The 12,824-nt window shown below is 56.0% G+C and carries 11 protein-coding genes; 7 read left to right on the forward strand and 4 right to left on the reverse strand.

The window, feature by feature from the left end:
• Positions 1–106: 106 nt before the first annotated feature.
• Positions 107–496 (reverse strand): large conductance mechanosensitive channel protein MscL, encoded by a 390-nt coding sequence (gene mscL, locus V4U84_RS18070; protein ID WP_334074215.1) that lies wholly within the window; start codon positions 494–496, stop codon positions 107–109.
• A gap of 538 nt (positions 497–1,034) precedes the next feature.
• Between mscL and V4U84_RS18075 the strand changes: the two genes are divergently transcribed.
• From V4U84_RS18075 to V4U84_RS18100, 6 genes are all read left to right on the forward strand, one after another.
• Positions 1,035–1,589 (forward strand): RNA 2'-phosphotransferase, encoded by a 555-nt coding sequence (locus tag V4U84_RS18075; RefSeq protein WP_334074367.1) that lies wholly within the window; start codon positions 1,035–1,037, stop codon positions 1,587–1,589.
• 66 nt (positions 1,590–1,655) lie between these two features.
• Positions 1,656–2,588, forward strand: a complete 933-nt coding sequence (locus V4U84_RS18080) for an ATP-grasp domain-containing protein (RefSeq protein WP_334077639.1) — start codon at positions 1,656–1,658, stop codon at positions 2,586–2,588.
• Positions 2,570–3,457 carry an ADP-ribosylglycohydrolase family protein gene (locus V4U84_RS18085; protein WP_334074217.1) on the forward strand — a complete coding sequence of 296 codons (888 nt, stop codon included), beginning with the start codon at positions 2,570–2,572 and terminating at the stop codon, positions 3,455–3,457. The genes V4U84_RS18080 and V4U84_RS18085 overlap by 19 nt, the downstream gene beginning before the upstream one ends.
• Before the next feature lie 94 nt (positions 3,458–3,551).
• Positions 3,552–4,274, forward strand: coding sequence for a LytR/AlgR family response regulator transcription factor (locus V4U84_RS18090; RefSeq protein ID WP_334074218.1), 723 nt, complete (start codon positions 3,552–3,554; stop codon positions 4,272–4,274).
• Complete coding sequence (locus V4U84_RS18095) at positions 4,271–5,644, forward strand: sensor histidine kinase (RefSeq protein ID WP_334074219.1); 1,374 nt, start codon at positions 4,271–4,273, stop codon at positions 5,642–5,644. The genes V4U84_RS18090 and V4U84_RS18095 overlap by 4 nt, the downstream gene beginning before the upstream one ends.
• Positions 5,645–5,737: 93 nt before the next feature.
• On the forward strand, positions 5,738–6,271 hold the full coding sequence (locus V4U84_RS18100) for a hypothetical protein (protein WP_334074220.1): 534 nt from the start codon (positions 5,738–5,740) through the stop codon (positions 6,269–6,271).
• A gap of 77 nt (positions 6,272–6,348) precedes the next feature.
• Here V4U84_RS18100 and V4U84_RS18105 read toward each other — a convergent pair whose 3' ends face one another.
• On the reverse strand, positions 6,349–7,488 hold the full coding sequence (locus V4U84_RS18105; protein ID WP_334074221.1) for a DUF4261 domain-containing protein: 1,140 nt from the start codon (positions 7,486–7,488) through the stop codon (positions 6,349–6,351).
• 209 nt (positions 7,489–7,697) lie between these two features.
• Here V4U84_RS18105 and V4U84_RS18110 point away from each other — a divergent pair, with 209 nt between their 5' ends.
• On the forward strand, positions 7,698–11,195 hold the full coding sequence (locus V4U84_RS18110) for an S-layer homology domain-containing protein (RefSeq protein WP_334074222.1): 3,498 nt from the start codon (positions 7,698–7,700) through the stop codon (positions 11,193–11,195).
• Positions 11,196–11,682: 487 nt separating this feature from the next.
• On the opposite strand, the gene V4U84_RS18115 is transcribed toward V4U84_RS18110, so the two are convergent.
• Positions 11,683–12,351 carry a dimethylarginine dimethylaminohydrolase family protein gene (locus V4U84_RS18115; RefSeq protein WP_334074223.1) on the reverse strand — a complete coding sequence of 223 codons (669 nt, stop codon included), beginning with the start codon at positions 12,349–12,351 and terminating at the stop codon, positions 11,683–11,685.
• Between the two features lie 29 nt (positions 12,352–12,380).
• Complete coding sequence (locus V4U84_RS18120; RefSeq protein WP_334077640.1) at positions 12,381–12,671, reverse strand: hypothetical protein; 291 nt, start codon at positions 12,669–12,671, stop codon at positions 12,381–12,383.
• Between the last annotated feature and the right edge of the window lie 153 nt (positions 12,672–12,824).

Consider the following 12,824-nt stretch of genomic DNA (forward strand, 5'->3'; position numbering starts at 1 on the left):
TCCAGCTAAATCGACTCTGAGGACGAATAGGCCCAATTTAACGGGAGGAATTCCCGTTAATTAGGTCACGTCATGCCGCCTCATACCGCCACGCCCCCGTTCGGGGTTACGCTCCGTTTTGTCTTTGCTGCTTCAGCAGGTCGCGGATTTCCGTGAGCAGCGCTTCCTCCTTGGACGGTTCCGGCGGGGTTTCCGGTTCCGGCTCTTCCTTCCGTTTGAACCTGTTGAGTCCTTTCACAAACAGGAAAATGGAGAAGGAGATGATGAAGAAATCAATGACGGTTTGCAAAAAAGCGCCGTACATCAATTTCGTTTCTCCGTATTGAAAGATAAGGTCCTTGAAATCGATGCCGCCCATCAAGATGCCAAATAGGGGCATCAGCATATCATTGACCAGGGAGGTTACGATTTTACCGAAGGCCCCGCCGATAATTACCCCGATGGCCAGATCAAGGACATTGCCCTTCAGGGCAAAGGCTTTAAATTCTTTCCACATCCTAGTAAAACCACCCTTTTCATATATTACAGGCAGTATACCATATGAGGGGCGGACTCCACATCACCGCAGGGTAGGCAGTAAGGTCTGCAAAGGAGACCCTCCGAGGGTTCGGGCCACAGGGCAGGCCTCCGCCTAGGCCGAAAAATGCAAATCCGCAGGAATTCTCCATGGGGGCAGAAAGTAGTTTGCGTGGCGCAGGGAGTCAAGTTGGCGTTCCAATGTGTTCAAGTTGCTTAAATCACCAGGATCGCACAAATTGCAGCAAACCTGATTTCGGGGTCTGCACCAGGGCAATAAGGCCGTTTTGACCGCTATGATTCCCGCGGAGCCGAATCGGCCCGAAATAGCGGCCCAAAGGATCGTTATTTTCACCGAAAACGAAAGCGGCGGACTAATTTGCAAGCTTCAGGCCCTGAACCCCCAGCCGATAGTGACGAAACTCGTCCCCCCACATGACCGTAAGGGCCGGGAGGGGTTATAATGCAATCAGAGATTAGTTGGTATAAGTAACCAAATGGACGAAAGGAATGCCATGATGCTGGATTCAAGCTCCGAAAAAAGTTTAAGCAAGCTGATGAGCAAAATGCTCCGCCATACTCCCGAGGAGTTTGGCCTCCAATTGAATCCCGCGGACGGATCGTGCGAAGTGGACGCGCTTCTCCGGGCGATCGCGGCCCAGCGGCGGTGGTCCCGGGTCCAACGCGAAGATGTGGAGCAGGTCGTCCGCAATTCTGACAAACAGCGTTTCGTCATCGAGGATGACCGTATCCGGGCCAGGTACGGCCACAGCCATGATCGGGTGCAATATGCTCCGGGCGAGCCGCCGGCCGTGTTATATCACGGAACGAACCGGAAGGCGCTACCTTCCATTCTCAAGGAAGGGCTTCACCCGATGTGCCGGCAGTATGTGCATCTGTCGGAAGGGACGCATTTCGCCGCGCTGGCGGGGAGCCGCCGGGGGGAACTGGTCATCCTCCGGATCGATACGCAAAAAGCAAGAGAAACGGGTGTGACTTTTTACTACGCAGGTAATGAAGTGTGGCTGGCTGATCGGATCCCGCCGGGATGCTGCGAGGCAGACGAAAATTAACCGGCCCGCGCCCCGCGGGCGGCGGCGGATTTTATCCACAATATAATTGCGGAGGTTGTACAGAAAATGAAATTTGTGTTTTGTTCGGACCCTTTAAATGAGAAGGCCCCGGACATGGAATACTTGCGGGAATATGAAACGGCCCGCAGGCTTGGAGCGGATGTTCATTTGATTTCTTTGGAGGCGTTGTTGGAGGGGAGTGCGGAACTGGCGGTCCGGCGCGTACCCGCTTTCGAAACGCCGAAAGTGTTTATATACCGGGGCTGGATGCTGAAGCCGGACGACTACGAGCGCTTATATCAAGCCCTGTCCCGCAAGAATGCCATCCTGATCAATTCGCCTGAGGCATATAGGAGCGGGCATGATTTTCCCCGTTCGTACGAGGCGATTAAGGCGGTGACCCCTTACAGTATTTGGGTTCCTCAGGAGGAGCTTAAGGAGGGCCTGGGCCCGCTTTTTGAAAAAATGACCGTCTTTCGGAGCAAACCCGTCCTGGTCAAGGATTATGTAAAATCAAGAAAGCATGAGTGGGAGGACGCCTGCTTCATTCCGGACGCCTCGGACCGGGAAGGGGTTCGCAGAGTGGTGGAGAATTTCCTCAGCCGCCAAGGCTCCGAACTAAACGGCGGGGTTGTCATCCGTGAGTTTGTTCCTCTCGCCCAGCTTGGTGTACACCCGAAGAGCGGGATGCCGCTGGCTCAGGAGTACCGTTTGTTTTTCCTGGATCATAAAATGATCGCTTGCCTGGACTATTGGGATGAGGCCGCTTATGAACGCGCAAGCCGGGTTCATGTTAACCTCGAACCTTTTGGAAATGTAGCCGGGGGGATAGCAAGCCGCTTTTTTACCATGGATATCGCCAAGACGGCCGGCGGAGAATGGCTGGTGATCGAGGTGGGCGACGGGCAGGTTTCCGGCCTACCGATTCGGGCGGATGTCGAACAGTTTTACAGATCGATCAAAGATGGGGGGGCGACGGGATGGGTGAAGAAGCGCTAATCCATAGCAGAATTAAGGGCGGATTGTACGGCGTCGCTGTCGGGGATGCCCTTGGCGGAACGACGGAATTTATGAATGCCCGCGAAATCCGGGCGCAGTACGGATATTTGCGGGAGATTGTGGGCGGTGGAGTGTGGGGGCTTGCGCCCGGGGAAGTGACAGATGACACCATGATGACGTTGTGCGTCGCAGAGGGGATTTTGCACAATCCGGCTGATCCCGAGGAGCCGATCGGGCGTCTTTTTCTGGAGTGGTACCATTCCAGGCCGAAGGATATCGGGAACATTATTCGTCACGTTTTTGAACACTACGAGGGCAGTTGGAAGGAGGCGGCCTTCTATGCGCACATGGATCTCGGGCAAAGCGGGGGGAACGGCTCCCTCATGAGATGCTTGCCCGTGGCCCTAGCCTACAGGGAGCCGGCCGAGATCGAGAGGGTTACGGTGATGCAGTCAAGAATGACGCATTACGATCAACGGTGCAATGAAGCTTGCGTCATCTATAACCGGATCGCCGACCGCCTGCTGCGCGGGGAAGAGCTCGGGGACGCCATCCGGCGCGAAGTTGCCGGGACCGAATACGAAGGCCTGATCGAACAGGAACCTGATTGCGGGCCAAGCGGTTTTGTGGTGCACACGTTTCGGTGGGTGCTGCATATTTTGCTGACGGCCCCGGATTTCAGCGCGGTGGTCGAGCGGGCTGCCAACCTCGGCGGGGATTCCGACACGATTGGAGCGATCGCGGGCGGACTGGCCGGGATTTATTTCGGATACGAGGGCATTCCGTCAAAGTATGCGGAAGCTGTATTGATCAGAGAGCGACTGGATCAGGTTGCCCTGCGGCTGGCGGCCTTAAGGGGAGTGTCCTGAAATTCTGCGGGTATTTTCCTGGGTTTCCTAAATCTATGGTATCTCCAACCGAAAAATATAAATAAAGAAGCATTATTAGAAATGGGAGATTGGAATGTTATCCATTGCCATTTGCGACGACCAGGCTGTGGAGTGCCTTGAGCTTTCAAAAAAGGTTCATGCGGTTTTACAAGAAGCGGGTGTCGCGCATAGCATTAAGCAATTCTTTGCAGGTTCGGCTTTGTTGGAGTCGGCGTGCGCGTTTGATCTTTTATTTTTGGACATCAAAATGGAGCACCTGGACGGACTGACTACGGCCGCCTTGATGAGAAAACGAAGCCGGCCTTTTCTCCTCGTGTTCATTACGGCTTATCGGGAGCATGTTTACGATGCTTTTGACGTAGAGGCCTTTCATTATCTCATCAAGCCTGTCGATGACGGCAAGCTGGCCAAGGTTCTTCTGGCGGTGGTGGATAAGTGCTCGGCCGAGGAACGGGGAGAAGGGTATATTGTCGTGACTCGCAACCGGGAGGCGATAAAACTCGTTTTGGATGACGTGATCTACTTCGAAATCAGCGGCCGCGTCATCAAAGCGCACTGTAACCAGCGCGTGTTAGAGTATTATGATCAGATCAGTGCATTGGAAGAAAAACTTAACCGCCGAAGCTTTTTTAGATGTCACAAAAGCTATCTGATCCACCTTAAGCACGTAATGAGCTTTGATAAAAATGAAATTCTGATGGATAACGGGGACAAGGTGTTACTGTCCAAACGCCGACACAAGGAGTTCATGGAGGCGCTGCTGAATTATGTAAAAAAAGAAGGCGGCATTTTATGAACGTCTGGTTTTTCGCCAAATGCCTTGTGCTGGGCTTCTATGGATACGGGTTCTTTCTTTTTTGCCACAGACTGCTTGGCACCAAGGCTTCGCCGAAAACGGCGGCTGCTGTGCTCGTCCTGTACCCCATCGGATTTGATTACATTTTTCTTAATCGAGTGCTCGGCGTGAATTATTTTGTGGGGACAACCTGCTCTTGGTTGGGACTAATGCTTCTAATCCAGCTCTTGTTCCGGGGCAACCCCGCTCAGAAGCTGGCTATTGCTATCGTTTTATACGTCATTCAACAGCTCACCGCGTATGCGGTTGTTCCGCTGCTTGGAAGATGCGTGGATGTGGCTTTTGACCACTACTTTCATCATGTGCCGCCATTGCATGTCTATTACTGGATCAGCACGCTGAGGTATGCTATCTGCGTGACTCTCCTCGAAGTCATTTCCCGCCGCTGTTCCTCCCTGGGCGGGAACCTCCCGCGCAGAATTTCGGGGCTTCTGCTTCTCCCGATGGCTTTTATCGTGCTGGCGTTGGAAATAGCGGCGTATATATTCAATCACCACCAGTTATTTCATCTACTTTATGTATATAGAAATCTCCCGCTCCCCTCGTTTGTTTTCCAATTTGGGGATCCGGTCATGCTGTTCCTGCTGTCCGTGCTTGGACTTGCGGCAAGCTTGCGGCTGGTCTTCGGAACGAATCATGCGATGCTTCAGTTGATGAACGAGCAGCGGCTGGCCTTGCAGGTAGCGCATTATCAGGCCCTGGAAAACCAGCAGAAAGAATTGCGGCATGTACGGCACGATATGAGAAATCATGTCATCAGCCTCATGGGTTTGCTGGAGGGCAAACGTGTGGACGCCGCCAAAGCCTATCTTAACCACCTTTCCGAAAAAAGCGGCCTGCTGGAGGATTACGCAATAACCGGCAATCCTGTTGCCGATGCCGTACTATACGTTAAGGGTCATGAGGCAAGACAATCCGGAATCGATTTTCAATGTGACTTGCAAAGGCTCGGATTTTCCGGGATATCGGATTTTGACCTGAGTGTTATTCTGGGCAATGGGTTAGATAATGCCATAGAAGCCTGTAAGCGGATTAAGCAGCCGGACCGGCGGAAATTTGTTCACATTCAGACCGGAGCAGCCAAGCACTTTTATATACTGGAAATGAAGAATAGCATGGAAAACGCGGGCGACCCATCCGTAGCTTTAATGACCCGTAAGGCACCTGCCGAGTTGCATGGTATGGGATTGGACAGCATGAAAGCCATAGTGGAGAAGTATCGGGGAACGATGGATATCGAGTTGCAGCCCGGGGTGTTCCGCCTCTCCCTCATGTTGCCCTTGGCGAGCGGACAAGCCGACCGTTCATGACATACAGGCGGCCGATTATGACATAATGCTTTAGATCGCTCCCATTTTCGACGAAACATAAATTGTATTTTTTGTTGAAAGGAGGGATCTGGAATGAGTATGTTACCAATCGGAGTCATGCAGGGGCTGATGGGGGCAGCCTCCTCCATGAAAATGGCGGATGCGTCCATGGGGGTATATCGTTGGGCGAAAGACAGTAAACAATCTGACATCATGAACAATGCGGCAGGGTATGCCTCCAACTCCTTGAAGAATGCCGCCGCATCCAGCGAAAAGGCTGGGAAAGCGCTGGAGAAAGACCAACAGGAGAAGCGGGCTAAGGAAAAGGCGGAGCGCGAAGCGGCCCTCGAAAAGCACCGCCGGGAAGTGGCTGTTCGGGAAGCGGAGATGCGGCGGTATGCCGCAAGCAAGCCGGTGACCGTGGAAACCGGCGGCACCGGACAAGCCGGTCAGAGCCTGCCTGGAGGCGCGTCTTCTGCCGAAGCAGGCCTGCCGGCGGGAGAAGGGACGGACGTGCCGCCGGTTCAACCGGTTGCCGGTTCAACGGCATCCGATGTGAAAATCTACACACCGCAAGGCGCGGCACAGCCGGTGTCCGTCGAGCCGACCATCTCCTTCCGGGTGTGACGGCCGTAAATGAAAAACCCGCAAATGAGCGGGTTTTTCTATGCCAATCTCTTTCGGGCATGAATCTCAATTCCACCTCAAAACTGAATCTTCAGGCTTTCCCCTTCGACATAAACACCCTCGGAGCGGGCAATCGGCAGCTTCTGTTCCGCCGAGAAGCCGATGGTTTCCCCATCCCGCAAAGTCACATTCTGCTCTACGACATACAGAGAGATATCGATTAAGAAGTCGCGGAGCTCGGCTGGCGTCGCCTGGCTGTCCAGCACCTCGATTTCATCCTTGCCAAAAGCCTTCAGCCCGGAAGTATAACCGCTGAGCCCTTTTTCGCTCCCGACCAGGCCAAAGTGAACGAGGTTCATCAAAGGGACGGTATCCTCGGTTTTCATAAGCTCCGCCATATCCAGGTAGAACTGGGGTTCAAATACGGTACCGGACATGTAGAGGCCGACCGCATTCGGAAGCTTCAGGCAGCTGGAGGCCAGCTTCGTGTACAATCTGCCGCTATCGATCGGAGACCCGGACTTGCTGAATACGGCGACGATGATCTGAGCGACATGGGTCGCCGTGACCTCGGCCGCCTCTCGCCACAGGTAGTTCCCCTGTGCGTAATAATCGGCTTCGCCATCCGGGATGGGTGCATCGATAAAACTAAGCGCGAGCATGCAGCCCTCCGCCTCAAAAACAAGAATACCCTCTTTTTCCCCGGCGGTTGGCGGCTCGTCTTCATCGGCCGGGGAGGTGGAGATATTCCAATCCTGCAGCAGGTTTGCTTTAATCTGCTCCATATCGCACTCGGTGGAATTCAACAGGACGAAGCCGTTAAAAACCCCTGATTTTTCCTCCTCCTGCGCCCCATCGGAACCTGCTCCGGCCTGCGCCTGGGCCTGCTCGATTTCGGCTGCCCGCTGCATCCAATAAGCGCGAATCATCTCCACCATGGCGATGGCATCCTCTTCGGCGGTGGCGGGGTCGTAAGGCTGCATCTCACTGAAAATATGACCGCAATGCTCCGTGTCGGACGGGCTCTCATAACCGCCGCAGACGCCGAGGAGCCATTTACCGAGCAGATTTTTTTTGTACTTGAATACGTAATAGTGCATGTCGTGGCGGTCGAATTCCCCCGCGATTTCGATTTTGGCCGGCTCCTTCCCGAGCTCGTTTTCGTGCGCCAGCCAATCCACCATGGATTGCAGGGCCGCTTGCCGTTGGGCTGTCATAAATTCCTCTCCCTTGCATGAAAAATAGGTGCTTAAAGGTACATTCTACCAGTCGCCGGGGGCCGCTTCAATAACAGGCGGACGAGACGGCGGTTTTAAGTTTGACACCAATTTACATATGACGAAAATTTTTACCTACCCCGAACATGATTTTAACAGCCGGCTGATACATTGGAATCATTCCGAACGGACTGGAGGACAACATTTCAATGAAATTAAAAGTTTGGTTAAAGAGGGCAGTGGCCGTTACCTTGGCCGGCAGTTTGCTGACGGCGGGAGCGGTTATCCCTTCCAAAAGCTATGCCGCTTCGGGGGCCGCGGAACCGCTGCAAGGCGGAGGACAATGGATGATCGGCGAGTACCATACGCACACCTATCTGTCCGATGATGCCCAGGAATCGTTGGAGAAGGTGCTGGATCGTGCCCTGGAGCAGAATGACATGGATTGGATCGGGGTCTCCGACCATTTGCGGATGGTGGGACGCGACGATACCGGGGCGGCTTTGCCGGGCGGTTCCATCCCGCTGTCCAAGGGGATCGAGCTGTACCAGCTTCCCAAAATCAAGCAGCTTGCGGATTCGGGAAAATACGAAGGTAAAATCATATTCACCGGTTTTGAGTGGGATATGCCTACCTACGATCATGTGGGCGTCGGTATTTTGCCGAAGCGGTTGGAGGCCGACCCGATCGCCGAAGGCATCCGTCATTTTGAATACCTGTTTACGAATCGCGACGAAAAATATTATGATCCGGCGGAAGTCGCGGCATGGAAATCGCGGGACAGCCGGGCCTACAGCACCAAAGCGGACGCCCGCAAGGCCGTGCAGTGGATGAAAGACAATTATCCGGACAGCTTCATGATTATTAACCACCCTTCGAGAAAACGGGGGACTTCCGCGGAATTCAAAATCGAGGATCTCCGTGATTTCAACAACATTGCGCCGGAAATTGCCTTCGGTTTCGAAGGCATGCTCGGCAACCAGATGGCGCCGGACCGGGGGGAAGTGCCTCAGGTTTACGGCGGTACGGACATCATGGTCGCCCAGCTTGGCGGAGTATGGGATGCGCTGCTTGGTGAAGGCCGACGGTTCTGGAACTTCGCCAACTCCGATTTTCACTTCCATATCGACGGCACCCGGCGATACTCCAGCGGTTACATGCCGGGGGACTACTCCAAGAACTACACCTGGGTGGACGGCTCCGACATGCATGCGGTGGTGGAAGGGATGCGTTCGGGGAAATCTTTTTCCGTCTTCGGCGATTTGATCGACGCACTGGATTTCCGCATCGCGGGCGCCGGCGGGCAGGCGGAAATGGGAGAAGAACTGCAAGTGACGGAAGGGGACGATATGGAACTCACCATCCGGTTCAAAAGCCCGGCGGGCAACCATAACGGGGATCCGGTGCAGGTGGACCATGTGGATCTGATCGCCGGCGACGTGACCGGCTATGCTGAGCCCGGCACTCCGGAGTATACCAAGAGTACCAACGATACGACGAAAGTGATCAAGCGGTTCACGAGCCAGGACTGGACGACGGATGAGGATGGCTACCATGTCATCACCTATAAACTGGGACCGGCCGAGAAGAACAAATACTTCCGCCTGCGGGGGACTGACCTGGGTACGGATGTCCCCGGGGAGACGAGCAACGGCGAGCCGCTGGTCGATGTGAAAAACACGACCGCGGATAACGAGACCCGGTTTGAGGAGATCAACCGGCGGAACTTCTCCGATCTTTGGTTTTATTCCAATCCGATTTTCGTGAACGTCGATCCGTACAGCGACCGGCAGGCGGTGGACGATACCGCGGCTAAGCTCAGTCTGGGCGGTACGAGCGCGGTCGTCGACGATTTGGAGCTCCCCGTGCGGGGCGAGCATGGCGTTACCGTTCAATGGGACAGCTCCCATCCACAGCTGATCGGCCAGGACGGCCGTTTGCTGGTCCGTTATCCGGCGGAGGATACGGAGGTGACGTTGACGGCCACTATCACAAGGGGAACGGTGACGGAGCACAAAACGTTTGTCGTCACGGTCAAAGGGTTCGGCGATACGTCCCCCGCGACGCTGAGCGCCTCCATGAAAACGGCGGACGGAGCGGCATACGCCAGCGGTCAATGGACGAATCAAAGCGTCGTCTCCAGCGTATACGCCGTTTATTCGAATCCGGTAACGGAGGTCGAGTTGAAGCTGTCCTTGGACGAGGGGTCTTTTGTGCCTTACACGCCTCGGGACGAGATTGAGATCGCCGAAGAGGGGCGGCATACGCTCACCTACCAGGCCACCGATAATTTACATCTGCAAAAAACACAGGAACTGCAAGTGAACATCGACCGGGCGGCTCCGGTGATTACGCTCAGAGGAACGCCAACCGTGAACCTGGGGGTTGGAGCGGCTTATGAGGAGGCGGGGGCGGATGCCTCAGATAATATCGACTTGGCCGGCGAGGTGCAAATTACCGGAACGGTGAATACACAGGCGGCCGGAACTTATACTTTGAAGTATCATGTGAGCGATTTGGCGGGCAATCCGGCAAAAGAGGTCATCCGCACGGTGGTTGTTAGCGCGGGCGGGGGTCATTCCGGCGGCAATTCGGGCAGCGGCTCCGGTGGTGAATCCGGTGGCGGTTCCGGCAGTGGGTCAAGCGGCAGCGGCAGCTCGGGCAGCGGCGGCTCCGCCTCCACCGGCGACAAGAACCCCGGCCATGAGCAGCCGGTGGGGATGAACGAAAGCGGTAGCCGTGTGGACGTGGAATGGCCTGCCGGACAGGGCGCACGCGCTCAAATTTCCGGCGTGATGTCCATCGAGGCACCGGCCCAGCCGGGCCGTTCGGCCAGCCGTTTGACGGCATCGGTCGTTCCGGCGGCGTCGGCACCGCCAGCGGGCCATCTCAGCCGCATCAGTCCTGTAGTCGCTCTGGAGAAAACCGCTGAGGGCAGCGCGGTGTCTGTCTTTAACCCGCCGGCGAAGCTTACCCTGAATTATGAAGCGGAAGGTTTAGCGGACAACCGCGTTCCGGCCATTTACTACTACGATGAACGTCAAGCCAAATGGATCTTCCTCGGCGGTATGGATACCGGAAACGGAACGGTGACAGCGGACGTGCGTCCATTCGCCAAGTATGCCGTATTCAGCTATCAACCGGCGGAATTGCCGGATTTGAAGGGGCATTGGGCGCAGCCGTTTGCGTATCGGTTAATCGGGATGCAGGTGATCCAGGGGTCTGGGGATCGGGAGTTTCATCCGAATGAACCGGCAACCCGGGCGCAATTCACCAAAATGCTGGTGGATGCGCTGGGGTTAAGCGCGGCCGGTTCGGCCACCCCGTTCGCCGATGACCGCGAAATTCCGGTCTGGGCGAAGCAACAGGCCGCGGCGGCCTTTGAGGCCGGGCTGGTCAAGGGCGCGGGAGCGCGCGGCAAGCTCCTCTTCAGCCCGGGCCAAGCCTTGACCCGCGCCGAACTGGCCGTCATGCTGGCCCAGGCGCTCCCGGCCGAGGCCCGGTCCAGTGCGGCTGCGACCGGCACCGGCGGAAATGCGGCCGACGCGGCGAGCATCCCGGCCTGGGCGGCGCCATCCGTCAAGGCGGCCCTCGAGTCGGGCCTGTTGATGGGTGATCCGGACGGCAGCTTCCGTCCGGATCAGGCGGTGACCCGCGCCGAAGCCGCCGCGGCGGTCTACCGGCTGCTGGAAGCCCTAAACCGGTAAGCGGCATGGCATACCGGTAGTTAAATCCATGAAGGTTTCCTTAGGACATGTAGTTAAATGTCTTAAGGAAACCTTTTTCGCTTGGGGCGGACGCCCGGGAGTGAGATTCCTGCAAATCTGCAGGTTTTTCCCAGGCTGTAAGCCCGGTCTGCGCAAATTCCTGCAAATCTGCAGGCTTTTTCAGCGAAATCGCCCCGTTGGAGCTAAATCGCTAAAAATTCCTGCATTTTTGCATTTATTTCGCTTCGGGCCCTTCGAGAGGGGAAAAATTCCTGCACATTTGCATCTTTTTGCCCGACCGTATCGATACGTCTTCACCTGCAAACCTACCCGACCTATTTGCCCAACCTACCCCCTACCTACTTACTCTACCTTACCTACCTACCTATCCTACCTATCCTACCTATCCTACCTATCCTACCTCTTTACCTTACCAACCCTTCCGGTCGGCTGCTGCCCTCACCGGCATCATCGCGCCGGATCGGCTCTACTCCACGGCCGCCCGGATCAGCGGCAGGGTGCAGCAGTGAATGCCGCCGCCCATTTTGGTAATCTCGGATACCTCCACCGGGATGACCTCGATACCGTGCCGCGACAGCAGGTCCATCGTGTGTGCGCCGTCGGCGGAGAACAGCAGCTTGCCGGGCGAGAGGGCCAGCGCATTGATCGTGAGCAAGGGGTCCTGCGGGTCGACATGGAACAGCTCGATGTGCCGCCGATCCAGCTCGTGCAGGAACCAATAGGGCAGGAGCGAGATATTCACCAGCGCCTTGTTCCGGTCGACCATCAAAAAGGCCTCGTCGAGATGGATGATCGAGGCCGGCAGGTCGACCGTAAGCAGCTCGATCTCCTGCAGCGCCAAAATCTGCCGAAGCTGGTGGATGCCCTCGGGATTCACGCGCTCCGAACGCCCGATTACGGCGGTTCGCCGGTCCAGCATAATGAAGCTCCCGCCCTCGGCGAAGCCGTGCCCCTGAACGCTTCCGAGGAGCGGCATGCCTATCCGGCTGAGGGTTTGCGCGGCCAGGCGGGTCTCGCCGTAGCGGATATATAACGCGAAGCGGGATAGCACCACCCCGCCGGGGATGACCATCCCGAGGTCCCGGGTAAACATGGCTTCCGGCCAGGCATCCGCGGGACCCTCCAGGGGAACCACCCGGACGCCTTCCTTCTCTAGGGCCGAGGTTAATCCGTCATGCTGACGCTGGAGGAGGTCCAGGTTCGGCGGGCTCCGCTGCCGTTCTGGCTCCCCCTGCCCCGGATCCGATTCAGCAGGAGCGGCCCGGATTCGATCCGTCCGGCTGCCCCGTGCAGTTTCAGCACCTCTTCACCCGGGCGGTGCATGAGGATCCGGTCGATTCGCCCGACCGGATTGCCCGCGCCCCAAGGCTGCCCCCAGATCGACGCCAGGAGTTTAGGGTCGTGAAACGGTTCTCTCACCAACTTGCACGACATTTCGGGAAAAGGGGATGACATGGGCATGACTCCTTTGGCACAAAATGGACGACACAGGGTCTTCTAGTCATCAGCTTTCCCGCCAATCCGAAAATATAACAGGGAAGCGAGCTAATAATGAACCATAATGAAGCTTTTCACCACTTGTGCATATGCACAAAATTATTCAGAGTT

The organism is Paenibacillus sanfengchensis, assembly GCF_036864765.1.
Taxonomy (GTDB): Bacteria; Bacillota; Bacilli; order Paenibacillales; family Paenibacillaceae; genus Fontibacillus; species Fontibacillus sanfengchensis.